General features: G+C 69.8%; 23 protein-coding genes and 1 tRNA gene. 10 read left to right on the top strand and 14 right to left on the bottom strand.

Features of this window, described 5'->3' with window-relative positions; all coding sequences use genetic code 11:
* Positions 1–22 precede the first annotated feature (22 nt).
* From rpmE to ACIA03_RS19665, 7 genes are all read right to left on the bottom strand, one after another.
* Positions 23–235 (bottom strand): 50S ribosomal protein L31, encoded by a 213-nt coding sequence (rpmE, locus tag ACIA03_RS19695; RefSeq protein ID WP_008362128.1) that lies wholly within the window; start codon positions 233–235, stop codon positions 23–25.
* 133 nt (positions 236–368) lie between these two features.
* Positions 369–2,120 carry a transcription termination factor Rho gene (gene rho, locus ACIA03_RS19690; protein ID WP_396985568.1) on the bottom strand — a complete coding sequence of 584 codons (1,752 nt, stop codon included), beginning with the start codon at positions 2,118–2,120 and terminating at the stop codon, positions 369–371.
* Between the two features lie 213 nt (positions 2,121–2,333).
* Complete coding sequence (thrB, locus tag ACIA03_RS19685) at positions 2,334–3,239, bottom strand: homoserine kinase (protein ID WP_396985566.1); 906 nt, start codon at positions 3,237–3,239, stop codon at positions 2,334–2,336.
* Positions 3,240–3,244: 5 nt separating this feature from the next.
* Positions 3,245–4,312 (bottom strand): threonine synthase, encoded by a 1,068-nt coding sequence (gene thrC, locus ACIA03_RS19680; RefSeq protein WP_396985564.1) that lies wholly within the window; start codon positions 4,310–4,312, stop codon positions 3,245–3,247.
* Positions 4,312–5,625, bottom strand: coding sequence for a homoserine dehydrogenase (locus ACIA03_RS19675; protein WP_396985561.1), 1,314 nt, complete (start codon positions 5,623–5,625; stop codon positions 4,312–4,314). Before ACIA03_RS19675 ends, thrC begins: the two co-directional genes overlap by 1 nt.
* Positions 5,626–5,700: 75 nt before the next feature.
* Positions 5,701–6,645, bottom strand: coding sequence for an alcohol dehydrogenase catalytic domain-containing protein (locus tag ACIA03_RS19670; RefSeq protein ID WP_396985559.1), 945 nt, complete (start codon positions 6,643–6,645; stop codon positions 5,701–5,703).
* A gap of 53 nt (positions 6,646–6,698) precedes the next feature.
* Complete coding sequence (locus ACIA03_RS19665) at positions 6,699–7,361, bottom strand: hypothetical protein (RefSeq protein WP_396985557.1); 663 nt, start codon at positions 7,359–7,361, stop codon at positions 6,699–6,701.
* Between the two features lie 81 nt (positions 7,362–7,442).
* Here ACIA03_RS19665 and ACIA03_RS19660 point away from each other — a divergent pair, with 81 nt between their 5' ends.
* Positions 7,443–8,018 (top strand): hypothetical protein, encoded by a 576-nt coding sequence (locus ACIA03_RS19660; RefSeq protein ID WP_396985555.1) that lies wholly within the window; start codon positions 7,443–7,445, stop codon positions 8,016–8,018.
* Between the two features lie 106 nt (positions 8,019–8,124).
* Here ACIA03_RS19660 and lysA read toward each other — a convergent pair whose 3' ends face one another.
* Together lysA and argS are read right to left on the bottom strand one after the other, a co-directional pair.
* Positions 8,125–9,513 carry a diaminopimelate decarboxylase gene (gene lysA, locus ACIA03_RS19655; protein WP_396985553.1) on the bottom strand — a complete coding sequence of 463 codons (1,389 nt, stop codon included), beginning with the start codon at positions 9,511–9,513 and terminating at the stop codon, positions 8,125–8,127.
* Positions 9,513–11,177 (bottom strand): arginine--tRNA ligase, encoded by a 1,665-nt coding sequence (gene argS / locus ACIA03_RS19650; RefSeq protein ID WP_396985551.1) that lies wholly within the window; start codon positions 11,175–11,177, stop codon positions 9,513–9,515. Before argS ends, lysA begins: the two co-directional genes overlap by 1 nt.
* A gap of 86 nt (positions 11,178–11,263) precedes the next feature.
* Here argS and ACIA03_RS19645 point away from each other — a divergent pair.
* Both ACIA03_RS19645 and ACIA03_RS19640 read left to right on the top strand, forming a co-directional pair.
* Positions 11,264–11,336 (top strand) — tRNA-Arg (locus ACIA03_RS19645).
* A gap of 93 nt (positions 11,337–11,429) precedes the next feature.
* Positions 11,430–11,975, top strand: a complete 546-nt coding sequence (locus tag ACIA03_RS19640) for an RNA 2'-phosphotransferase (RefSeq protein ID WP_396985549.1) — start codon at positions 11,430–11,432, stop codon at positions 11,973–11,975.
* Between the two features lie 10 nt (positions 11,976–11,985).
* Here ACIA03_RS19640 and ACIA03_RS19635 read toward each other — a convergent pair whose 3' ends face one another.
* Positions 11,986–12,192, bottom strand: a complete 207-nt coding sequence (locus tag ACIA03_RS19635) for a DUF4287 domain-containing protein (RefSeq protein ID WP_396985547.1) — start codon at positions 12,190–12,192, stop codon at positions 11,986–11,988.
* Between the two features lie 104 nt (positions 12,193–12,296).
* Here ACIA03_RS19635 and ACIA03_RS19630 point away from each other — a divergent pair, with 104 nt between their 5' ends.
* The 3 genes from ACIA03_RS19630 to ACIA03_RS19620 all read left to right on the top strand — a co-directional run bounded on the left by ACIA03_RS19630 (position 12,297) and on the right by ACIA03_RS19620 (position 13,479).
* Complete coding sequence (locus tag ACIA03_RS19630; protein WP_396985545.1) at positions 12,297–12,902, top strand: acetoacetate decarboxylase family protein; 606 nt, start codon at positions 12,297–12,299, stop codon at positions 12,900–12,902.
* A 7-nt stretch (positions 12,903–12,909) separates the two neighbouring features.
* The gene (locus ACIA03_RS19625) at positions 12,910–13,035 is read left to right on the top strand and encodes a VOC family protein (protein WP_396985543.1); all 126 of its coding nucleotides are present in this window, start codon (positions 12,910–12,912) and stop codon (positions 13,033–13,035) included.
* 165 nt (positions 13,036–13,200) lie between these two features.
* A complete protein-coding gene (locus ACIA03_RS19620) occupies positions 13,201–13,479 on the top strand; it encodes a MazG-like family protein (RefSeq protein WP_396985541.1) in 279 nt (92 codons plus the stop codon).
* 15 nt (positions 13,480–13,494) lie between these two features.
* Here the strand turns inward: ACIA03_RS19620 and ACIA03_RS19615 are convergent, their stop codons facing one another.
* Positions 13,495–14,256 carry a lysophospholipid acyltransferase family protein gene (locus tag ACIA03_RS19615; protein ID WP_396985539.1) on the bottom strand — a complete coding sequence of 254 codons (762 nt, stop codon included), beginning with the start codon at positions 14,254–14,256 and terminating at the stop codon, positions 13,495–13,497.
* A gap of 52 nt (positions 14,257–14,308) precedes the next feature.
* On the opposite strand from ACIA03_RS19615, the gene ACIA03_RS19610 reads away from it, so the two are divergent.
* On the top strand, positions 14,309–15,160 hold the full coding sequence (locus ACIA03_RS19610; protein ID WP_396985537.1) for an alpha/beta fold hydrolase: 852 nt from the start codon (positions 14,309–14,311) through the stop codon (positions 15,158–15,160).
* Here ACIA03_RS19610 and ACIA03_RS19605 read toward each other — a convergent pair.
* Together ACIA03_RS19605 and ACIA03_RS19600 are read right to left on the bottom strand one after the other, a co-directional pair.
* On the bottom strand, positions 15,157–16,095 hold the full coding sequence (locus ACIA03_RS19605) for an LCP family protein (protein WP_396985681.1): 939 nt from the start codon (positions 16,093–16,095) through the stop codon (positions 15,157–15,159). The two genes, ACIA03_RS19610 and ACIA03_RS19605, sit on opposite strands and share 4 nt — an antisense overlap.
* 5 nt (positions 16,096–16,100) lie before the next feature.
* Positions 16,101–16,778 carry a hypothetical protein gene (locus ACIA03_RS19600; protein WP_396985535.1) on the bottom strand — a complete coding sequence of 226 codons (678 nt, stop codon included), beginning with the start codon at positions 16,776–16,778 and terminating at the stop codon, positions 16,101–16,103.
* 220 nt (positions 16,779–16,998) lie between these two features.
* Here ACIA03_RS19600 and ACIA03_RS19595 point away from each other — a divergent pair, with 220 nt between their 5' ends.
* Positions 16,999–20,742: a multifunctional oxoglutarate decarboxylase/oxoglutarate dehydrogenase thiamine pyrophosphate-binding subunit/dihydrolipoyllysine-residue succinyltransferase subunit gene (locus ACIA03_RS19595; protein ID WP_396985533.1), complete on the top strand. Its 3,744-nt coding sequence runs from the start codon at positions 16,999–17,001 to the stop codon at positions 20,740–20,742.
* A gap of 64 nt (positions 20,743–20,806) precedes the next feature.
* On the opposite strand, the gene ACIA03_RS19590 is transcribed toward ACIA03_RS19595, so the two are convergent.
* A complete protein-coding gene (locus tag ACIA03_RS19590) occupies positions 20,807–22,978 on the bottom strand; it encodes an MMPL family transporter (protein WP_396985531.1) in 2,172 nt (723 codons plus the stop codon).
* An 85-nt stretch (positions 22,979–23,063) separates the two neighbouring features.
* On the opposite strand from ACIA03_RS19590, the gene ACIA03_RS19585 reads away from it, so the two are divergent.
* On the top strand, positions 23,064–23,750 hold the full coding sequence (locus ACIA03_RS19585) for a WHG domain-containing protein (protein WP_396985529.1): 687 nt from the start codon (positions 23,064–23,066) through the stop codon (positions 23,748–23,750).
* Positions 23,751–23,762: 12 nt separating this feature from the next.
* Positions 23,763–23,939 (top strand): DUF6104 family protein, encoded by a 177-nt coding sequence (locus tag ACIA03_RS19580; RefSeq protein ID WP_008362094.1) that lies wholly within the window; start codon positions 23,763–23,765, stop codon positions 23,937–23,939.
* Positions 23,940–24,094: the final 155 nt, after the last annotated feature.

Below are 24,094 nucleotides of genomic sequence, written 5' to 3'. Positions count from 1 at the left end.
AGGGGCCGGCGCTGGGAAGCAGCTACTTGTTGCGCTTGCCGAAGCGAGCCTCGAAGCGAGCCACGCGACCGCCGGTGTCGAGGATCTTCTGCTTGCCCGTGTAGAACGGGTGGCAGTTGGAGCAGACGTCGGCGCGGATGGCGCCCTCGGCCACGGTGCTGCGGGTGGTGAACGAGTTGCCGCAGGTGCACGTGACCTGGGTCTCGACGTAAGTCGGGTGGATGTCGGACTTCATGAGGTTCCTCTCAAGACATGGGGTTCCGGGTCGCCACCGCAGGTTGCGGGACGTGAACCGGCACCGAGGATTCAGTGTATGTGAACGCCTGGGGCCGCCAATAATTCCCGGCGGCCCCGGACGCACACAGCAGTCAGCTCTTGGCGACCTCGTTGAGCAGCACCATGTTGGTGGCGGAGCCGGCGACCTTCTCGACCAGGACCGAGGCGGCCTTGGCACCGTCGAGCGTGGCCAGCGAGGCGCGCAGCTTGCGCACCGCGTCACCCTCCCCACCGGCGAAGAGCAGGTCGTCGCGGCGAGTGCCCGACGCGTTGACGTCGACGGCGGGGAAGATCCCGGCCTCGGCGTACTCCTCGCTCAGTCGCAGCTCGGAGTTGGCGGTGTCCTTGAAGGCCTCGAAGATGATCTCGTCGGTCTTCGAACCCGTCTCGACCGCGGCCGTGGCGAGGATGGTCAGCGAGCCGCCGTCCTCGACGTTGCGGGCCGCACCGAAGAACCGCTTCGTCGGGTAGAGCGCCGCGGAGTCGACGCCGCCGCCGAGGATCCGGCCCGACGCCGGGACGGAGAGGTTGTAGGCCTTGCCCAGGCGGGTCAGCCCGTCGAGCAGGACGACCACGTCGTGACCGAGCTCGACCAGGCGCTTGGCCCGCTCGATGGCCAGCTCGGCGACCACGGTGTGGTCGGCGGGCTGCCGGTCGAAGGTGGAGGCGATGACCTCACCCTTGACGCTGCGCTCGAAGTCGGTGACCTCCTCGGGACGCTCGTCGACGAGCACGACCATCAGGTGGCACTCGGGGTTGTTGGCCGTGATCGCGCCGGCGATCGCCTGCAGGACCGTGGTCTTGCCGGCCTTCGACGGGGAGGAGATCAGGCCGCGCTGGCCCTTGCCGATCGGCGAGATCAGGTCGATGACCCGGCCGGTGACCGGGTCGGAACCGCCCTCGAGGCGCAGCCGCTGGTCGGGGTGGACCGGGGCGAGCTTGTCGAACTCGACACGGTGCTTGGCGACCTCGGGGTCGGCACCGTTGACCGAGTCGATGCGCACCATCGGGTTGTACTTCTCCTTGCGCTCGCCCTCGCGGGGCTGGCGCACCTGGCCGACGATCGCGTCACCACGGCGCAGGCCGAGGCGCTTGACGAGCGACAGGGAGAGGTAGACGTCGTCGGGTCCGGGCAGGTAGCCGGAGGTGCGGACGAAGGCGTAGTTGTCGAGTACGTCCAGGATGCCCGCCGCGGGCACGAGCACGTCGTCCTCGAGGACGGTCGTGTCCGGCTCGCCACGGCCCGGGCGGTTGCGGTCGCGGTCGCGACCACGACGGCGACGGTTGCGGCGGCTGCCGCCCTCGCCGTCCTCATCGCCGGCGGCGTCGTCGGCCGACTCGGCCGGCCTCTCCTTCTGGGCGTCCTCGTTCTTCTTCTCGGCGGCAGGCTGGCCGGCCTTGGCCGGGCCCTTGCTCTGGCCTCCGGCCTGGCCGGACTGACCGCCCTGGCCGGACTGGCCGCCCTGGCCGCCGCCCTTGTTCTGGTTCTGGTTCTGGTTGCGCTGGCGGCGCGGGCGCTGGGCACCCTCGCTGCCGGCGTCAGCAGCCTCGGCGGTCTTCTCCGCGGGCTTCTCGGCCTTCTCGGCCGGCTTCTCTGCGGGCTTCTCCGCAGGCTTCTCAGCGGCAGGCTTCTCGGCCTTCTCCGCAGGCGCCGGCGCCGGCGCCGACTGCGCACGGCTGCCCTGGGCAGCCTTGATCGCGTCGATCAGCTGGGCCTTCTTCATCGAGTTCGCCCCGGTGATGCCCATACCGTTCGCCATCGCCTTGAGGTCGGCGAGGAGCATTCCGCCAAGGCCACCGCGCTTCTTCGGGGCTGCGTTCGGCTCCGGCGCAGTGGATTCCATGGTTTCAGTCACGTGAGTCCTTTCCCACGTATCGCCGATCGGCGTACGACGCCGACGGCTCGTTTGTCAGAACCCCTGACGCGCCGATGCGCGCCAACCGAAGTGGCACGGCACGAAAGGGGGATAGCACGTCCGTAGACCTGAACGGCCCGACGGACGTACATCCAGGCTAACACGCATGGCGCCCATCACAGCAGGGCCCCGGAAGGCGGGTCAGAGGATGCGTACGCCGTCCATGTCGACGCTCAGCGCATGGCACGTCCAGCCCTCGGGACAGCGGGCGGTGAGCTTGGTCGTCTCGGCCGACTCCACACCGCTGCTGAACGCCAGGACCGTGGGCCCGGCGCCCGACACGATCGCCGCAACGCCGTCGGCACGCAGCTCGTCGACCAGCGCGAGCGACTCCGGCATGGCGGGCCGGCGGTATTCCTGATGGAGGAAGTCGCGGGTGGCTCGGTGCAGGTGCTCGGGCGCGTCGCTCAGCGCCGCGACCAGGAGTGCCGTACGTCCCGCGTCGGCCGCCGCGTCGGAGTGCGGGACGGTCTCGGGCAGCAGCCCGCGGGCGGCCTTGGTCTCGACGCCGGTCGCGGGGACGAAGACCACGACGCTGACCCTCGGGTCGACGGCGGTGCGGACGGCAAAGAAACCGTCGTCCTCGCCGGCGATCGTGAAGCCACCGTGGAAGGCGGGCGCCACGTTGTCGGGGTGACCCTCGATCTCGGCAGCCTTCTGGAAGAGCGTGTCGTCGTCGAGGATCAGCTCTCCCCCGGCGACCAGGGCGCGAGCGAGCACGAGGCCGCCGATGATCGCGGCCGAGGACGACCCCAGGCCGCGGGCGTGCGGGATCCGGTTGCGACAGTGCAGCCGCAGCCCGGCCGGCTGCTTGCCGATGATGTCGAAGGCGGCCCGCATGGAGCGGACGACGAGGTGGGACTCGTCGAGCGGGACCGTGCCCTCGCCGGCACCCTCGACGGTGACCTCCAACGTCCCGCCCGGCACGACTTCGCCGGTGAGCTCGTCACGCAGGTCGAGCGCCAGTCCCAGCGAGTCATAGCCGGGGCCCAGGTTGGCGGAGGTGGCCGGGATGGTGACGGTCACCGGGCCTTCTACGAACGTCATGGGAGCTACGCGAGCCCTGCTGCTGCCGCCGCGGCCTCGAGGTCGGCGTCGATGATGATCTCGGGCAGCTCGCCGAAGAACTCCAGGGCGGTGGCGGTGTCCTTGAGTCCGTGGCCGGTGACGGTGATGACCGTGGTGGCCCCGGCGTAGGTGTCCCCTGCCTCGAGGTCGGCGAGCAGGCCGGCGACACCGGCCGCCGAGGCGGGCTCGACGAAGACGCCGTCGTTGCGGGCCAGCTGGGCCTGCGCGGAGAGGATCTGCTCGTCGGAGAGTGCCCGGAAGCGGCCACCGGACTTGGCGGCCGCGGCCTCGGCGAGCTGCCAGGAGGCCGGGTTGCCGATGCGGATCGCGGTCGCCTTGGTCTCGGGGTGCTCGACCGGGTGGCCGAGCACGAGCGGGGCGGCGCCCTCGGCCTGGAAGGCGCGCATGACCGGGGTCTTGGTGGCGTGGCCGGTCGCGGCGTACTGCTCGTAGCCGAGCCAGTAGGCGGACAGGTTGCCGGCGTTGCCGATCGGCATGAGGTGGTAGTCGGGGGCGTCGCCGAGACGGTCGACGACCTCGAAGGCCGCCGTCTTCTGGCCCTCGAGGCGGACCGGGTTGACCGAGTTGACCAGCGCGACCGGGTAGCTGTCGGCGAGCGCGCGGGAGAGCTTGAGGCAGTCGTCGAAGTTGCCGCGTACCTTGACCACCTCGGCGCCGTGGACCAGCGCCTGAGCCATCTTGGCGGCGCTGATCTTGCCGTTGGGGACGAGCACGACCGGGGTGATCCCGGCCTTGGCGGCGTAGGCGGCCATCGAGGCGCTCGTGTTGCCCGTGGAGGCGCAGACGACCGCCTTCGCGCCCTCGTGCACGGCGACGGAGATGGCCGCGGTCATGCCGCGGTCCTTGAACGAGCCGGTCGGGTTCTGGCCCTCGACCTTCAGCCACACCTCACCCTTGGTGGCGCCGGAGAGCCACTCGGAGTGGACCAGCGGGGTGCCACCCTCGCCGAGCGTCACCGCCGGGGTGTCCTGGGGGATGTCGAGGAGGGTCCGATACTCCTCGATCACGCCGCGCCATTGACTGGTCGTCATCAAACTGCTCCTTCTACGCGCATCACCGAGGCGACGTCGCGGACGTACTCCATCTCGCGCAGGTGCTGCACGGTCGCCGCGAGCGCGGCATCGGGGGCCTCGTGGGAGACGACGACGAGCTGAGCGTCCTCGCCTCGGCCTTCTTGACGTACGGCCTTGATCGAGACGCCGTGCTCGGAGAAGGCGGTCGCGACGGCAGCGAGCACGCCGGCCTTGTCGGCCACGTCGAGGCTGACGTGATAGCGGGTGACGGTCTCGCCCATCGGGCGCACCGCACGGTCGGCGTAGGCGGACTCGCCGAAGCCGCGGGTGCCGAGGGCCTTGTTGCGCCCGATGGTGACCAGGTCGCCCAGGACCGCGCTTGCGGTGGGCTCGCCGCCCGCGCCCTGGCCGTAGAACATCAGGTCGCCGGCCGAGGCGGACTCGACGAAGACGGCGTTGTAGGCGCCGCGTACGGTCGCCAGCGCGTGGGTGCGCGGGATCATCACCGGGTGGACCCGGACCGAGACGTCGTCGTCGTCGAGCTCGGCGATCGCGAGCAGCTTGACGACGCTGCCCATGGCCTTGGCCGAGGCGACGTCGCCGGCGGTCACCTCGGTGATGCCCTCGCGGTAGACGTCGCTGGCGGTCACCCGGGTGTGGAAGGCGAGGCTCGCCAGGATCGCGGCCTTGGCGGCGGCGTCGAAGCCCTCGACGTCGGCGGTCGGGTCGGCCTCGGCGTAGCCCAGCTCCTGGGCCTCGGCGAGGGCCTCCTCGAAGCCGGCACCGTAGGTGTCCATCTTGTCGAGGATGTAGTTGGTGGTGCCGTTGACGATGCCCATCACCTTGGTGACGTGGTCGCCGACCAGCGAGTCGCGCAGCGGGCGGAGGATCGGGATCGCACCGGCGACGGCGGCCTCGTAGTAGAGGTCGGTGCCGGCCTTCTCGGCGGCCTCGTAGAGCGTCGGGCCGTCCTCGGCGAGCAGGGCCTTGTTGGCGGTGACGACGCTGGCGCCGTTCTCCAGCGCCTTGAGGATGAGGCCGCGGGCCGGCTCGATGCCGCCGATCACCTCGACCACGAGGTCGACGTCGTCGCGGGCGACCAGGCCGTGGGCGTCGGTCGTGAGCAGCTCGGCGGGCACCTCGACGTCGCGGGGAGCGTCGAGGCGGCGTACGGCCACGCCTCTGAGCTCCAGCGGCGCACCCACTCTGGCGGCGAGATCCGCATCGCCCTCGAGCAGGAGCCGGACCACCTGGGACCCGACCACACCGCAGCCGAGGACGGCGACGCCCAGGGGTTTGACGGCGTGCGCGGTCGTCTTGTTGCTGCTCACGCGCCCAAGGGTATCCGGGACAGGCTCCAGGGACCGACTTCCGCTCTAGGCGCGGACACCTCGGCCCGGCTCGGCTCAGGTCAGCAGGACCACCTTGCCGGTCGTCTCGCGGGCCTCCAGCGCACGGTGGGCCTCCGCCGCCTCGGCCAGCGGGAAGGACGAGCCGACGTACGGCGTGCGGCTGCCGTCCGCGGCGGCCTCGAGCGAGGCCTGCTCGAACTCCTTGATCCGGCCCTGGACCCAGGGCCCGAGGATGTCGATGATCTTCGCGCCGCCCTGGTAGCCGTCCTGGTCGCCGGAGAACCGGACCATCCGGCCTTCGGGCTCCAGCTGGGCGTAGACCTGCCGGGGTACGTCACCCCCGAGCCCGTCGAGGAGCACCGTGATCCGGGGTTCCTCCTCTCGGAGGACCCGCAGCCAGTCGTCGGTGCGGTAGTCGATGGCCGTCTGCGCACCGAAGCCACGAGCGATCTCCAGCTTCGCCTCCGAACCCGCGAGACCGATCGCACGAGCGCCCGCGTTGCGGATGCCCTGGAGCAGGATCGCGCCCATGCCGCCGGCTGCCGAGGTGACCACGACGACGTCGTCGGGAGTGATCTCGGCGGCCTCGAGCACCGCCGCCGACGTGCGTCCGGTGCCGATGGCGGCGACAGCGGCCGCTGAGTCGAGGCCGTCGGGGCGTCGGTAGAGCTGCTGCTCGTCGGCGACGGCGAGCTCGGCGTAGCCGCCGCTGCTCCCCGGGCCGAGGTGGGCGACGACCTTCGCGCCCTGCCAGGCCTCGTCGACGCCCTCACCGATCTGGTCGACGATCCCGGCGACCTCGCGGCCGGGCGTCATCGGGAGGTCCGGGCGCGGCATCGTCGGCGGCAGGGCGGCCGCTCTGATCGAGGTGTCGAGACGGTGGACGCCGGCGGCCTCCACCCTGATGCGTACCTGGCCCGGACCTGGGGTCGGGTCGGGCACCTTCTCGACGCGCAGGACCTCCGGGCCGCCGAACTCGTGCTGTCTGATCGCTCGCATGCCTCGAGTCAACCTGCTCAAGTTGACTTGAGGTCAAGAGATTTCCGGAACCCTCAGGCGAGCTCCGGGATCGGCCGGAGCACCGCGGCGACGTCCCGCGCCAGGCGTACGCGGCGGAGCAGCTCCTCCGCGTCCGGCTCCACGTCGGTGGTGACGGTGATCGCGTCGTCGCGGGCCACCACCCACAGCCGCTCGTCGACGACATGGCTGGCGAAGCGGGACAGCGACCGCGCGTGCTCCTCGTCGGCCGCGATGACCGCCCCGTCGGGGGTGGTCACGTTGGTCTTGGCCCGGAACTCCGGCGGGAAGAAGACCGGCGTGGGCACCCGGCCGGTGCCGGTGTTGCCAGATCCCGGCGAGAGCCCGATCATCGCCGCCGTCTTCGGCAGGTGGGCCGGGACCCGCACCACGACCCAGCGGGCCGGACGCCAGGGCCCCTTCCCGGGGGACGCCTTGCCGTGCCAGTACTCGACCAGGATCCCGTCGCAGGTGCCGTCGACGACGAGGTCGCAGCGCTCGGCGCGTACGTCCGGACCCAGCACCTCCCAGCGCACCGGCCGCTGCGCGGCGGCCTTGCCGGACACCACCGGCCAGCCGAACGTCTGGGCCGCTCGGGTCACGCTGTCACGCCGTTCCTTCGTCAGCCGGGCGAAGGCCGCTCGCGGCGCCTGGGACGGCGCCGCGAGCGGTCCTTCTGAGTAGACCCCCCTCGGCATGCGCCCCATCGTAGGCTCACGAACCCTCGGATTTCGGGAAGGCGAAACCGAATTTCCTGCTCCGCGCGGTTTGATGGGTGCGTGCTGTTCCCCAACGCCGACCTCGAACGCATCCGCACCGGCGAGGTCGATCTCGCCTTCCGCCGTTGGAAGCGCCCGATGCACGTCGCCGGGGGTCGCCAGCGCACCCGGATAGGCGTGGTGGAGTTCGTGTCGGTCGCACCGGTGTCCGCGGACTCGCTGACCGAGGACGACGCCCGCCGGGCGGGTACGACGCTCGCGGACCTGCTGGCGTTCCTGTCCCGCAAGGACGGCGAGGTCTATCGGATCGAGATGCGCTACGGCGGCGACGACGACGAGCGGATCGCCCTGCGTACGAAACGACCCGGGAAGAAGGAGACCGACGCGCTGATCGGGACGCTGGCCGACATGGACCGGCGCAGCCGCCGTGGCCCATGGACGCGAGAGCATCTCGAGCTCATCGAAGCCCGTCCCGGCGAGCTGGCCGAGACCATCGCGGCCTCGATCGGGCGTGAGAAGAAGCCGTTCAAGGCCGACATCCGTCGCCTCAAGGAACTCGGCCTCACCGAATCCCTCCCGGTCGGCTACCGCCTCTCACCGCGTGGGCGGGCGGTTCTCCGGGCGCTGCGGGCGTGAGGCTGGTCCTCCGTCAAGGTATGCAGGGAAGAGCTCACATCCCGGGCGGAGTTCCGCGAGGGATGTGTTCCTTCGTCTGCATACCTTGCCGGAGGAACGCGCCCGCTCAGCCCATGTCGGTGGCGAAGAGGTCGTCCTCGGTCTCGCGCCTGACGATGACACGGGACTCACCGTCGCGGACCGCGACGACCGGGGGCCGCAGGGCGTGGTTGTAGTTGGAGGCCATCGAGCGACCGTAGGCACCAGTGCCGGGGACCGCGATCAGGTCGCCGGGGGCGATGTCGGCGGGCAGGAACTCGTGCTTGACCACGATGTCGCCGGCCTCGCAGTGCTTCCCGACCACGCGACCGAGCACTGGCCCGGCGGACGAGGAACGCCCGGCGAGGGTGGCGGAGTAGTCGGCGTCGTAGAGAGCCGTGCGGATGTTGTCGCTCATCCCGCCGTCGACGCTCACGTAGGTCCGCGTCACGCCCCCGTCGAGGGCGACCTCCTTGACCGTGCCGACCGTGTAGACGGTGCACATCGAGGGACCGACGATGGCCCGGCCCGGCTCGATCGATAGGTGGGGCACCGCGAGGCCGAAGCCGCGGCACTCGTGCTCGACGATCGCGGTGAGCTCCTCGGCCAACGCCTTGGGGGTCGAGGGGTCGTCCTGGGTGGTGTAGGCGATGCCGAAGCCGCCACCGAGGTCCATCTCGGGCAGCTCGGTGCCGAGCTCGTCACGGATCCGGGCCTGCAGCGCCAGCACCCGCCGGGCCGCGACCTCGAACCCGGAGGAGTCGAAGATCTGGGAGCCGATGTGGGAGTGGAGCCCGCGCAGCTCGACGTTCGGCGCGGCCAGCAGGCGGCGTACGGCTTCGAAGGCGTCCCCGGACGAGATCGAGAAGCCGAACTTCTGGTCCTCGTGGGCGGTGGCGATGTATTCGTGGGTGTGAGCCTCGACGCCTGCGGTGACCCGCACCATCACGCGGGCGGTGATGCCGGTCTCGGCGGCGATCGCGGCGACCCGCTCGACCTCGGCGAAGGAGTCGACGATGATCCGCCCGACGCCGGCGACGATCGCGCGGCGCAGCTCCATAGGGGTCTTGTTGTTGCCGTGGTAGCCGATCTTCGCCGGGTCCACCTCGGCCCGCAGAGCGACCGAGAGCTCGCCGTTGGAGCAGACGTCGAGGCAGAGCCCCTCCTGCGCCACCCAGCGCGCCACCTCGGTGCACAGGAACGCCTTGCCGGCGTAGTAGACGTCGTAGCCGGTGAAGGCGTCACGGAACGCGCGGGCCCGCTCGCGGAAGTCCGCCTCGTCCAGGACGTACGCAGGTGTGTTGATGTTCGCGACCAGGTCGGGCACGGCGACGCCACCGACGGTGAGCACACCGTTCGCGTCCTTCTCGGCCGTCGCCGACCACAGCGCGGGGACGAGGGCGTTGACGTCGTCCGGGGTCTTCAGCCACACCGGGGAGGTGCCGGTGAAGGAGCCCGGGGAGGTGTGGCCGGCCATCACATCCGCTCCGGGGCGGAGACGCCGAGCAGCCCGAGGCCGTTGGCGAAGACGGTGCGCGCGGCGGAGACGAGCGCGAGCCGGGCCAGGTTGACGGGGGCCACCGGCTCGTCGCCCTTGGGCAGCATGCGGCAGTCGTCATCGTCGTACCAGCGGTGGAAGATCCCGGCGGTGTCCTCCAGGTAGCGGGCGACCCGGTGGGGCTCGCGCAGCTCGGCGGCGGTCGCGACCACGCGCGGCAGCTCGGCGAGCGCACGCAGCAGCTCGCCCTCACGCTCATGGGTGAGCAGCGAGGGGTCGAAGGTGTCGAGGTCGATCGCCATGCCGAGGTCGGCGGCGTTGGCCATCATCCGGCAGGTGCGGGCATGGACGTACTGCACGTAGTAGACCGGGTTGGCGCTGTCGGCCTTGGCCCACAGGTCCAGGTCGATGTCGATGTTGGAGTCGCTGGAGTAACGGGCCAGCGCGTAGCGGGCCGCGTCCACCCCGATCGCCTCGACGATGTCGTCGATGGTGACCACGGTGCCGGCACGCTTCGACATCCGCATCGGCTGGCCGTCCTTGAGGAGGTTGACCATCTGGCCGATCAGGATCTCGAGGTTCTCGTGGGGCGTGTCGCCGAAGGCGGCGCACATCGCCATCATCCGGCCGACGTAGCCGTGGTGGTCGGCGCCCAGCATGATGAAGCAGCGGTCGAAGCCACGCTCGCGCTTGTCGAGGTAGTAGGCGAGGTCGCCGGAGAAGTAGGCCCCGTTGCCGTCGGCCTTGATGACGACGCGGTCCTTGTCGTCACCGAACTTCTCGGTCGCCAGCCAGATCGCGCCGTCCTTCTCGTAGACGTTGCCGAGCTCGCGAAGCTTCGCGATGGCGCGGTCCACGGCTCCGGACTTGTGGAGGTTGTCCTCGTGGAAGTAGACGTCGAAGTCGACGTTGAAGTCGTGCAGGCTCTGCTTGATCTCCGCGAACATCAGCTCCACGCCGATCGACCGGAAGACCTCCTGCGGGTCGTCGCTCTCGAGCGCGTTCGGCTCCTTGGCGAGGACCTGCTTGGCGATCTCCTCGATGTACGCACCGCCGTAGCCGTCCTCCGGGACCGGCCGGCCCTGGGCCCAGGCGAGTAGGCTCCGCGCGAAGCGGTCGATCTGGCCGCCGTGGTCGTTGAAGTAGTACTCCCGGGTGACCTCGGCCCCGGACGCCTCCAGGACACGACCGAGCGCGTCACCGACCGCGGCCCAGCGGACGCCACCGAGGTGCAGCGGGCCGGTCGGGTTGGCGGAGACGAACTCCAGGTTGATGTTGTGGCCCGCGAAGGAGTCGTTGTTGCCGTAGGCCGCCCCGGCGGCGACGATCTCGCCCGCCAGCTTGCCCTGGGCGCCGGCCTCGACGGAGATGTTCAGGAACCCGGGACCGGCGATCTCGACGTCGGCGATCCCGTCGGTCTCGGTGAGCTTCGCGGCGATCTGCTCGCCCAGCGCGCGCGGGTTCGTCCCCGCCTTCTTCGCCAGCTGCAGCGCCACGTTGGTGGCGTAGTCGCCGTGCCCCTTCTGCCTGGGTCGCTCCACCGTGACAGTGCTCGGAACGCCGTCGGGAAGGGTGATCGCACCCTCATCGACGAGCGCGGTGAGGACATCGACGACCGCGGTGGAAAGCTGCTCAGGAGTCACGAGGACCAGCGTATAAGCGCCAGTCGGTTTCACCGTTATCCGTCCCAGCCTGTAGGGTTCCATCTGCACCGCTCAGGCGGTGCACCGCCTCCGTAGCTCAGGGGATAGAGCGCCGGTTTCCGGTACCGTAGGCCGCAGGTTCGATTCCTGCCGGGGGCACAGATGAGACCGCTGGGTGACCAGCGGTCTCTTTCATTTCTCACCGATAACCAGCAGCGGCCGAGGCCGCCGGCATGCCAGTCTGTGGCCAGCATGGACAACACAGACGTACGCCGCTCCAAGCGGCTCTCACTGGTGCTGAGGCACCGCCCGGAGTCCGTGGGCGTCGAGCTGGACCCGCACGGCTGGGTCGATCTGCCCAGTCTCCTCGACGCTCTCGCCGCCCACGGCTCCCCGATGACTCGCGATGACGTCGACCGAGTCGTACGCTGCAACGACAAGCAGCGCTTCGAGATCGACGCGACGCTCGACCGGATCCGAGCGAGGCAGGGACACACCGTCGAGGTCGACCTGGACCTCACTCCCTCCGAACCTCCAGCAGTGCTCTTCCACGGCACACCACGCGCCAACATCGAGTCGATCATGACCTCGGGCCTCGATCGGCGCCGGCGCCATCACGTCCACCTCTCCCCCGACCGCGAGACCGCGGAGCGCGTCGGCGCACGCCGTGGCGACTTCGTCGTCTTCCGGGTCGACGCAGCGAAGATGCACGTCGATGGGCACATCTTCTGGCGCACCGACAACAACGTCTGGCTGACGGACACGGTGCCCTCCGCCTACTTCGCACCAGATTTCTGACGAACGCCGGTCACAACCCCTCGGCAAGCGTGTGTGCGACGAGGGCGTTGGCGTGACCGTGCCCGAGGCCGTACTCGCTCTTCAGGTGCGCCACGATCTGCATGTGCTTGGTGATCCCGCAGTCGCGGACGATCTGCTGCCACTCCGCGATCGGGCGGCCGTACTTCTTCTCGATGGACGGGAAGTAGGAGGCGGGGCCCTTCACCTGGTCGGTCATCTCTGGTCTCCTTGGTAGATCGTGGCGACGATCGCCACACACCCACGCGTCGAACCGAGCTCGACCGCTTCGACACGGACCAACCAAGAATCTGGGAGACCCACGTGACCAGCTATCCCCCAGCCCCTTGGCACATGCACGGATCGATGTGGCTCTCGGTCTTCCGGCTCGGCCACGATGTCGACGAGCGGCATCCGAAGGGGATCTACGCCGTCGCGCTGGTCGACTACACCGAGCCGAGCCCGCTGACCTACCACGAGCTCCTCTCCGCCCGGGTGATCACCGCATCCAACGGGAAGAAGGCGGTGAGCGTGGTCGACATCTGGGTGGACTCCCCCGACTCCGTGGCCGGCGGCCGTACGTTGTGGGCGATCCCGAAGGGGCTGGCCAAGTTCAGCGGGGAGTCGTCGGCCAGGGGACCACTGGCGACCCACACCTGGGAAACGAGCCACGACGAGGGCCCGATCGCGACGGCGAGGTTCAGCGACGTCACCCAGCTCGCCCCGCGTCTCCCGATGCAGGGCAACGTCGAGCAGCCCGGCATCGAGGAGCACCCCGACACCGCCTGGCTCACCATGAAGGGCGGCGCCAAGCTCCTGCCCGCCCGCGGCACCTGGACCTTCGACCCCGACGGCCCGCTCGCCTACCTCCGCGAGGCCACCAAGCTCGGCTCCTTCCGCGGCAAGGGCTTCGAGGTCGCCTTCGGCTGAGGCCGCGGTGGCGGCCGTCGAGAAGGCCGGCGGGACGATCGCGGAAGCGCCTTACGACTACCCCGGCGGGCGCCGGTTCATCTTCACCGACCCATCCGGAAATCGGCTCGGCGTCTACCAGCCCGTGGGATAACTGGGTCTCGGAAGCGGGTCTCGACCCGCTTCGCGGGTTCGCAGGCTCACCCGCTGCGCTCGCTCGACCTCCTCGCGTTGCGCCGTCGCTGGTTCCTCGCGACGACGCAGGCTCGGAAACCTAAGGCTCGACCGAATTACGAGGATCGCCCTAGACTCCGACCGCATGACCGACGCTACGCCGGCTCTGCTCGCGTATCTGTCCCGGTGGCTCGATGAGTCCCAGGGCGATAGCGACGCCGAAGCCGTTCTCTGGGGGAGAGTTGCGAAGGTGAGCGAAGAGGCCGGCGAAGCGATCGCCGCCCTCGTCGAAGCCACCGGTATGAATCCCCGACTGCGCCCTCTCTGGGGCAACACCCACAGCTACGACGACGTCGTCGATGAGCTCCTCGATGTCGCGATCACCGCGATGACAACGGCCGAGCATGCCGTCGTCACCACCTAGCAGCTGGGCCGCGTCCTAGGACTTCCGCTTCGCGGCCTTCCGCTGAGCGCGAAGCCTGCGCTCCTCGGCGTACATCGCCTCGGCCTCCTCGAGCGTCGGGGCGGAGCCGCCGTATGCCTTCGGCAGCCACCACGAGCCCGGGGGCTGCTCGTCGGCCGGGTGCGCCTTGATCAGCCGGTCGAGCATGGCTTCCATCTGTGACTTGAGCGCTGCGGTCTCCGCTGCCGGGTCCTCACCGGTCACCGGGAGCGGCGGGCCGATCTCGATGCCGATCGTCTTGTGCCGCGACAGGTCGATCTTCTGGCCCTTGGTCATGATCCGCTGGGTGCCCCACAGCACGACCGGGATCAGCGGGACGCCGGCGTCGGCGGCGATGCGTACGGTGCCGGTCTTGAGGTCCTTGATCAGGAACGAGCGCGAGATCGTGGCCTCGGGGAAGATCCCGACGATCTCACCGTTCCGGAGGTATTCGACGGCCTTCTTCATGCCCGCCGCGCCGTAGCTGCGGTCGATCGGGATGTGGTGGAACGAGCGCATCACCGGGCCGCCGACCGGGTGGTCGAAGACCTCCTTCTTGGCGATGAACCTGGTCAGCCGGCCACGCTCGGCACCGGGGAACCCGGCCATGATGTAGTCGACGAAGGAGAGGTGGTTGACCGCCAGCAGGGCACCGCCCTTCTCGGGGATGTGCTCCGCGCCGGTCATGTTGATCTTGATGTCGCCGAGCTTGAACCAGGTGCGGGCCGCGGCGATCGTGACCGGATAGCTGATGTCCATGGGGCGAATCGTGTCACGTCGGCATGGTCGCCGCGCGACTAGCCTCGCCCCGGTGAGCAGTCTTTACGTGACGACCACCGACGGGCTCCGGCTGGCCGTCACCGACTTCGGGTCCCCCGGCGACACCCGCCCCACGCTGGTCTGTGTCCACGGCTATCCCGACAACTCCAGCGTGTGGCTCCCGCTGGTCAGGATCCTCGGCAGCGAGCTGCGGATCGTGACCTACGACGTACGCGGCCACGGCAGCTCCCAGGCGCCGGCCACCCGGGCGGGCTACCTGATCGATCAGCTCAACGCGGACCTGCGGTCCGTCATCGACGCGGTCAGCCCGTCGGCGCCGGTGCACCTGCTCGCCCACGACTGGGGCTCGACCCAGACCTGGGAGGCCGTCGCCGGCAACGTACCGTCCGAGCGGATCGCCTCGTTCACCTCGATCTCGGGGCCGAGCCTGGACCAGACCGGGGCCTGGCTGCGTACGCCCGGCAGGACTGCCCGTGGCGTCCTCGAGCGGCTCAAGCAGGGGGCGGGGTCGACCTACATCGGCTTCCTCCAGGCCCCGCTGGTCCCCGAGCTCGCCTGGCGCTCCGGCATCCTCGACCGGATCGTCGGCGGATCGGCCGTCGACCGCACCCGGGCCGACCGGATCAACGGCCTCGAGCTCTACCGCGCCAACGCGATCGCCCGGATGGGCCGCCCGCAGCCACGGCCGGTCCCCGTCCCCGTCCAGGTCATCGCCCCGGTCGGTGACGCCTACGTCAGCCGTGCGTTGGCGGCCGAGGCTCCGGCGCCGTACGTCGCGGACCTGACGGTCCACGAGGTCGAGGGCTCGCACTGGGTGGTCGCCGACCATCCCGAGCGGGTCGCGCCGCTGGTGCGCGACTTCGTGCTCGCCCGCCGCAGCTAGCCCCGGCAGCCGCGGTTGAGCCGGCCGTCCTTGCGCGCGTCGTCGCCCATCGCCCGGGCCGCCCCGACGTTGGGGAAGACGACGCTGGCCGCGCCGGCGTTGCCGATCCCGCCGTGAACCACGCACGTGCGGACCTTCGACGGGTTGATCGCGGCGACAGCGCTGGCGAGCTGGTAGAGGTCACGCGGGGAGAGGCCGGTGGTGTGCATCTTCCTCATCACCAGCGAGACGCCCTTGGCCTTGAAGCCCACGTCGTGCTGCCGGGCGACGATCTTGCGGTGGATGCCGCGGATCACCCGGGACTGGTTGGCCGAGCGGTCGAAGTCGCCGCCGGGCAGCGTCTTGCGGGCCCGCGCGAAGTCGACCGAGTGCGGGCCGTTGATGTGGATCCTCCCCTTCTTGAAGCCGTAGGGCGCGACGTACGGATCGCTGAAGGCACGCGGGTTGTCGACGTCGACGCCGCCGACCCCGATCACCATGTCGCTCATCCCGGAGAAGGAGGTGACGAAGACGTACTGCGGCTGGACACCGACCAGGTTGCCGACGGCGCGGCCCATCAGCTTCGGGCCTCCGTAGAGGAGCGCCGAGTTGATCTTGTCGCGTCCGTGGCCGGGGATGTTGACGTAGGAGTCACGCGGGATGCTGATGTCGGTGGCATAGCCCGAGGACGGGTTGAAGCCGATCAGGTGCAGCGCGTCGCCACGGGTGCGGGTGACCTTCTGGCCGGGGCGGGCGTCCGAGCCGACGGCGAGGACCCAGATGGTGCCGCCCTTGCGGGTGAACTTGGCGACGTCGAGGCCCTTGGCCCACTTGGTCGCGATCAGCTCCGCGCGCGGCTCGGCGACCTCGGCGTCCGGGACCAAGAGGGCGGTCAGCGCGAGCACCACGCCGAGCGCGAGCGTGGTCAGCAGACGGCGGCGTACGAACGTGCTCATGCGGCTCACGACTTGTCTCCCGAGGGGCTCGGCGAGGCGGACGGCGCCGAGGACGGGTCCAGCGCCAGCTTCTCCTCGCGGGTGATGTTGAAGCCGAAGACGGCCCAGGAGGTCTTGGTCGGCACCATGTCGAGGGTGCCCCGGACGATCTGGCGCGACTCGCGCTCGCCCGTGGTGTCGTAGACCAGGCGGATCCGCGCGACCGCGCCGACCGGGTAGTTGTTGTTGGCCAGCAGATCGACGTGGACGTCGCTGGCGACCACCTGGACCCCGTCGATGTGGGGAGCGATCGTGGCGTTGCTCATCAGGCTCATCTGCTTGCCCGCCTGGGCGATGGTGCCCTGGGAGAAGCCGGGGAAGGACTTCGCGGTGAAGGTGGAGGTCGCGCGCGGGTAGTCGCCCCCGACGTACGCAGCCTGCAGCCAGCGGTCGACGACCTTCGCCACGTTGGCGGCGACCGCCTGGTGCCGGCTCCTGGGGAACTTGCCCTGCACGTGGATGAGCTTCGCGGCCGACTTCACGGTGGGCGCAGGGGTCGGCGACGGGGACGGTGAAGCGGCCGGTTTCTCGGCGTCACCACCGCATCCGGTGAGCGCCACGGAGCCGCTCAGAAACGCCGCCGTGAGTGCCGTTGCGACCCGCCTGCTGGTCGACCAGCGGGGCTTCGTACTGCTGCTCGTCATGCGGGGAATCCACCTCATCGACCTGCTCCGGGACCGGCCCACCATACGCACATCGACCCGGGTTGCAAGTCCACCCGGTAGGTAACGCAAGATGTGGGACGGATTACATCCTGTCCACAGGGAGAGCCTGCGTCGGGCATTTGCGTGTTCGTGGGGATAGCCTTGCCCGTGGGCAACCCATTTCTTACAGTGCGAAAATTCGGAAGAGGCGAATCAAGCCGTGTCCTCAGGCACCCCGTCCCCCAACACTGCCGACATCCCCGCGGAATTCGGCGCCAACGAGTGGCTGGTCGAGGAGATGTACGACCAGTACACGAAGGATCCCAGCAGTGTTGACCCCGTGTGGGTGAAGTTCTTCGAGACCAACGGACAGCCTGGAGCGTCGCCGAACGGCGCCGCGGCCCCGGCCACGCCCGCCGCCCCCGCAGCCAAGGCTCCGGTCTCCCCCGCGCCGGCCACCGCGCCCGCGCCGACCACCCCCGCATCGGCCGAGGCTCCGGCTGCCAAGGCGGCCCCGGCCCCGAAGGCCAAGCCGCGCCCGGACGCGCAGGCCGCCGAGCCGGCCAAGGGCACCGCGACGCCCACCCCCAAGGACGCCCCGAAGCCGACCGCCGTCGCCGTCACCGACGAGCCGACCTACACCACGCTGCGCGGCATCCCCGCCGCCACCGCCAAGAACATGGACGTGTCGCTCTCGGTGCCGACCGCGACCTCCGTGCGCAACATGCCGGTCAAGCTGCTGTGGGACAACCGCACCGTCATCAACAACCACCTCAAGCGCGCCCGCGGCGGCAAGGTCTCCTTCACCCACCTCATCGGCTACGCCATCATCAAGGCGATCAAGGCGATGCCGGCGATGAACAACACCTACGCCGAGATCGATGGCAAGCCGACCATGGTGACCCCGCCGCACATCAACCTCGGCCTCGCCATCGACCAGCAGAAGAAGGACGGCACCCGCCAGCTCGTCGCGCCGTCCATCAAGGGCTGCGAGCTGATGGACTTCGCCGGCTTCTGGACGGCCTACGAGGACATCGTCCGCAAGGCCAAGGACAACAAGCTGTCCATGTCCGACTACTCCGGCACCACGGTCAGCCTGACCAACGTCGGCGGCATCGGCACCAACAACTCGGTGCCGCGGCTGATGCAGGGCCAGGCCGCCATCATCGGCGTCGGCTCGATGGACTACCCGCCCGAGTTCCAGGGGGCCTCCCCCTCGAAGCTCGCCCAGAACGCGGTCTCGCGGATCATGACGATGACCTCGACGTACGACCACCGGGTCATCCAGGGCGCGCAGTCCGGCGAGTTCCTGGCCACCGTGCACAAGCTCCTGCTCGGCGAGAACGACTTCTACGACGAGATCTTCGCGTCGCTGCGGATCCCCTACGAGCCGATCCGCTGGAACCAGGACATCGACACCACCCACGACGACCAGATCTCCAAGCAGGTCAAGGTCGGCGAGATCATCCACGCCCACCGCGTTCGTGGTCACATGATGGCCGACACCGACCCGCTGGAATACAAGCAGCGTTCGCACCCCGACCTGCAGATCGAGTCGCACGGCCTGACCCTGTGGGACCTCGACCGCGAGTTCCCGGTCGGCTCCTTCGCCGGCGGCCGCAAGCCGTTCATGAAGCTGCGCGAGATCCTCGGTGTCCTGCGTGACTCCTACGTCCGCACGACCGGCATCGAGTACATGCACATCCAGGACCCCGAGCAGCGCCGGTGGATCCAGGACCGCGTCGAGCGGCCCTACGACAAGACCCCGCGCCAGGAGCAGCTCCGGATCCTGTCGAAGCTCAACGAGGCCGAGGCCTTCGAGACCTTCCTGCAGACCAAGTTCGTCGGCCAGAAGCGGTTCTCCCTCGAGGGCGGCGAGACCGCGATCCCGGTCATCGACGAGGTCTGCGAGGCCGCTGCCGAGGCCGGTCTGGACGAGGTCACGATCGGGATGGCCCACCGCGGTCGCCTCAACGTGCTCGCCAACATCGTCGGCAAGTCCTACAACCAGATCTTCCGCGAGTTCGAGGGCAACATCGACCCGCGCACGGTCCAGGGCTCCGGCGACGTGAAGTACCACCTCGGTGCCGAGGGTGAGTTCCTCTCCGACCTGGGCGACACGATCAAGGTCTCCGTCGCCGCGAACCCGTCCCACCTCGAGACCGTCGACCCTGTCCTGGAGGGCATCGCCCGCGCCAAGCAGGACGTGCTCGACCAGGGCGCGGTCTTCCCGGTCCTGCCGCTGCTGGTCCACGGTGACGCGGCCTTCGCCGGCCAGGGTGTGGTCGCGGAGACGCTCAACCTGTCCCAGCTGCGCGGCTACCGCACCGGTGGCACCGTCCACCTGGTCATCAACAACCAGGTCGGCTTCACGACCTCTCCCGGGTCGTCCAGGTCGTCCCTCTACGCGACCGACGTCGCGCGGATGGTCCAGGCGCCGATCTTCCACGTGAACGGCGACGACCCGGAGGCCTGCGTGCGGGTCGCGCGGCTCGCCTTCGAATACCGCCAGGCGTTCAACAAGGACGTCGTCATCGACCTCATCTGCTACCGCCGCCGCGGTCACAACGAGGGTGACGACCCGTCGTTCACCCAGCCGATGATGTACGACCTGATCGAGCAGAAGCGCTCGGTCCGCAAGCTCTACACCGAGTCGCTGATCGGTCGTGGTGACATCACGATCGAGGAGGCGGAGCAGGTGCTGGCTGCGTACCAGGCCCGGCTGGAGCAGGTCTTCACCGAGGTGCGCGACGCCGACAAGATGCCGCAGGCCTGGGAGACCGTCCCGGACTACCCCGAGAAGCCTGCCGGCGAGACCGTCACCGCGATCACCAACGATGTGCTGAAGCGGATCGCCGATGCGTACGTCACCCCGCCGGAGGGCTTCACGGTCCACCCGAAGGTGATGCCGCAGCTGCAGCGTCGCGCGACCGCGATCACCGACGGCAACATCGACTGGGGCACCGGCGAGATCCTCGCCTTCGGCTCGCTCCTGCTCGACGGCCGTCCGGTGCGTCTGGCCGGTCAGGACTCGCGTCGCGGCACCTTCGCGTCGCGCTTCGCCACGATCATCGACCGCAAGAACGCCGACGAGTGGACGCCGCTGAACAACCTCACCGAGGAGCAGGCGAAGTTCTACGTCTACGACTCGCTGCTCTCGGAGTACGCCGCGCTCGGCTTCGAGTACGGCTACTCGGTCGCGCGTCCCGAGGCGCTGGTCATGTGGGAGGCGCAGTTCGGTGACTTCGTCAACGGCGCCCAGTCGGTGATCGACGAGTACATCTCGGCCGGCAAGACCAAGTGGGGTCAGGACTCCGGCGTCGTGCTGCTGCTGCCGCACGGCTACGAGGGCCAGGGCGCCGACCACTCCTCGGCGCGCATCGAGCGGTTCCTCACCCTGTGCGCCGACGAGGCCATGGTCGTGGCTCAGCCCTCGACCCCGGCGTCCTACTTCCACCTGCTGCGTACGCACACCCTCGGTGCCGAGCACCGTCCGCTGATCGTCTTCACCCCGAAGTCGATGCTGCGCCGCAAGGAGGCTGCCTCGCAGCCGGCCGACTTCACCTCGGGCTCGTTCCAGCCGGTCATCGCTGACTCCGAGGCGGACGCCTCGAAGGTCACCAGCGTCCTGCTGGTCTCCGGCCGCCTGACCTGGGACCTCGCCGTGGAGCGCAAGAAGCGCAGCCGCGAGGACGTCGCGATCGTCCGCGTCGAGCAGCTCTACCCCTGGCCGACCGAGCAGCTCGCGACCGAGCTCGCGAAGTACCCCAACGCCAAGGTCAAGTGGGTCCAGGACGAGCCCTTCAACCAGGGTCCGTGGCCGAGCTACTACCTCAACGTGGTCCCCGAGCTGGGCCGCGAGGTCGAGCCGATCACCCGCCCGGCCTCCTCCACCACCGCCGTCGGCACCATCAAGCGGCACACGGTCGAGCAGAAGGAGCTCATCGAGCGCGCCTTCGCCTGATCCCCGGATCGAACCCCAACGCCGAGTCGGCGCGTTCTGACGCGCCGACTCGGTGTGGTTTTGGTTAGACCGGGACCGGGACCGGCTCCTCGCTCAGCCCCACCTTCGTGTGGAGGCGTCGCAGCGGGCGCGGCGCCCACCAGGCGGCTTCGCCGAGCATCCGCATGGCTGCCGGCAGGAGGATGCCGCGGATCAGGACGGCGTCGATGAGGATCGCCAGCCCGACCCCGAGGCCGAAGAACTTCATGAAGCTGATGTCGCTGACCATGAACGCGAAGAAGCTGGTCGCGATCAGGGCGGCGGCCGTGGTGACGATCCGGCCGGTGTGGGCCAGGCCCTGCACGACCGCCTCGACGTCGCCCAGCCCGCGCCGGCGCATCTCGGTGATCCGGCCGAGCACGAAGACCTCGTAGTCCATCGACAGTCCAAACGCGATCACCAGCAGCAGGACGACCATCGAGACGTTGAGCGGCATCGCGGTGAAGCCGAGAAGATCGGCGCCGAAGCCCTCCTGGAAGATCACCACGGTCGTGCCGACCGTCGCGCCGAGGCCGATGACGTTGAGCGCCAGCGCCCGCAACGGCTGGACCAGACTGCCGGTGAACAGGAACAGGATCACCACCATCGCAATGGCCAGCCCACCGACGGCGTACGGCAGCTTGGCGCCGATCGCGTCGAGCGAGTCCAGCAGCTCCGCGGCGCCACCGCCGACGAGCGCTGTGGTTCCTTCTGGCGAGGGGACGGCGCGTACGTCCCGGACCAGGTCGCGCGCTTCCTCGGACTGGCGGTCGAGCTGGTTGACGACGGCCAGCTCGTCCGCGCCGTCGCCGGGCGGGAGAGCCGGTGTCTTCGAGACGAGGGCACCGTCGACGTACCTCCCGACGCGGGTGTCGACACGGTCGACGTCGTCGATCCGGGAGAGGTCGGCGGCGTAGGTGCCGAGGCTGTCGTCGGCGACGGCCGAGGTCGTCACGACGCGGATGGGGCTGGTGCCATCGCCGCCGAACTCGTCGCGGAGCAGATCACCGGCCTGGCGGCTGCCGGCGGATGTCGGGAGGACCCGGTCGTCGGGGGTGCCGAACTCGATGCCGGCCAGGGGCGTGGCCATCACGAGCAGGACGGCGACGACGGGGAGCGCGACCCAGGGCCGCTTGGTGACGAAGCCGGCCAGGCGGGTCCAGAACGGGGCCGCGCCGCCGCGGAGGCCCCGTACGCCGGGGACGCGGATCGCGTCGATCCGGTCGCCCAGGAGCGTGATCGTGGCGGGGAGCAGGACGACCGCGACGACGGCGGTGATGATCATGACCCCGATGCCGGCGTACGCCGAGGAGCGCAGGAAGTAGAGCGGGAAGACGAGCAGCGAGGCCAGTGAGACGGCGACCGTCGTGGCGCTGAAGACGATGGTCCGGCCGGCGGTCTCCACGGCGCGCACGACGGCGTCGGCATGGTCCGCGCCGGCGGCTCGCTCCTCGCGGACCCTCGCGACCATCAGCAGCCCGTAGTCCACCGCGAGGCCGAGCCCGAGGCCGGTCGTCAGGTTGAGGGCGTAGATGGAGACGTCGGTGAAGCTGCCGAGCACCGAGAGCTCGGCGAAGGTGCCGGCGATGGCGAACCCGCCGACCCCGATCGTGACGAAGGCCGCGACCACGTTGCCGAAGGCGAGCACCAGCAGGGCGATCATCAGCGGGATCGCGATCGCCTCGGCGAGGCCGAGATCGGCTCCGATCTGGGTTCCGACCTCCTCGAAGGTCGCGAGCTGGCCTCCGACATGGACCGTCGTGGTGCGGTCGGTCGCGGTGTCATCGGTGTAGCGGTCGATCACCCCGGCGGCGTCGACGCTGTCGGGGTCCTTCGCGCCGACGGAGATCAGTCCGTGGGTGCCGTCATCGGAGATCATGCCGGGCCCGGGTGCGTCGAGGTAGGAGACGACGTCGGTCAGGTCGTCATCGGCTCGGAGACGGTCCACGAGCGCCCGGGCGTCCTTGGCAGCGGCACCTTCGGTCACCGTGCCGTGGGCGGCGCTGACGGTCAGGAGGAACCCGGCCTCGTTGCCGAAGCCCTCCTCCAGCGCGGTGGCCGCGCGGCTGCTCTCCGAGGCGGGGTCGTCGAAGCCGGCGTCGTCGAGCTTGCCGAAGGCCGAGGTGGCCAGGTAGATCGCGCCGAGGAGGGCGACCAGGCCGATCACCAGGACCCGGCGCGGATTTCGCACCACGAGGGTGCCGAGTCGGTGGAACATGAGTCCTCCAGAGGAATGTGGGCAGGTGTAAACTTTGCAGGTGTTAACTTTCCCTCCGATGTGGGCAGGTGTCAACATGAATTCCGTGAAATCCTCAGAGAGCTCGGACGAGGGCGCCCGGCCCTACCACCACGGCGACCTCCGCAACGCGCTGGTCGAGGCGGCCGCGGCGCTCGCCGAGGAGGGCGGTCCGGACGCGGTGACCATCCGCGCCGCGGCGCGCGCGGTCGGCGTGACCCCGACCGCGACCTACCGCCACTTCGCCAACCAGGCCGACCTGCTCGACGCCGCCAAGCACGAGGCAATGGACCGCCTGGCCGCGACGATCCTCGACCTCCTGGCCGCCGAGAAGCCGGCCCCGCACCCGGCCGAGGCCGCCGTGCAACGCCTCGCCGCAGCCGGCCGCGGCTATATCCGCTTCGCACTCGCGCAGCCCGGACTGTTCCGCACTGCCTTCCTCCGCCCGCACGACGGAGACCCACACCCGCCCGGGGAGATGTCCGTATTCCTCGCCGAAGCCCCGCCCTACGCCTTCCTCACCACAGCCCTCGACGACCTCGTCGCGGCCGGCTGGCTGGCCCCCGAGCTTCGCCCCGACGCCGAGACGGCGGCCTGGTCCACCGTCCACGGCCTCGCGGTCCTGCTCGTCGACGGGCCCTACCGCACATGCCCCGACTCCGAGCGTGATCGGCTGATCAACGCCACCCTCGGCATGGTCGTACGCGGCCTCTCCGGAGGCCCGGCCTCCGACGCACCACTGAACGCAGAATGAAAGACTGACGCCATGTATTTCACCGACCGCGGCATCGAGGAGCTCGTCACCCGTCGGGGCGACGAGGAGGTCACCCTCGCCTGGCTGGCCGAGCAGCTCCAGGCATTCGTCGACGTACACCCCGAGCACGAGACCGCCATCGAGCGGCTCGCCACCTGGCTGGCCCGCCTCGACGACCCCGAAGACTGACCAGCCGAATCCTCAGTTCTGGCGAGCCGAGAAATCAGTTGTGGGGGGCGGCACCCAGGGTTGGGGGCCCCCCACCGGGGGCGCGGGCGCCCCCACCAACAAAGGGGCCGGGGGTGTGTAGGGCCGCCTGGGGGCGGGCCCGCGCGCGGCGAGCG

Source organism: Nocardioides sp. NPDC051685 (genome assembly GCF_044453405.1).
Taxonomy (GTDB): Bacteria; Actinomycetota; Actinomycetes; order Propionibacteriales; family Nocardioidaceae; genus Nocardioides.
Note: the sequence above shows the minus strand (reverse complement) of the source record. Positions and strands in the feature narration are given on the sequence as shown.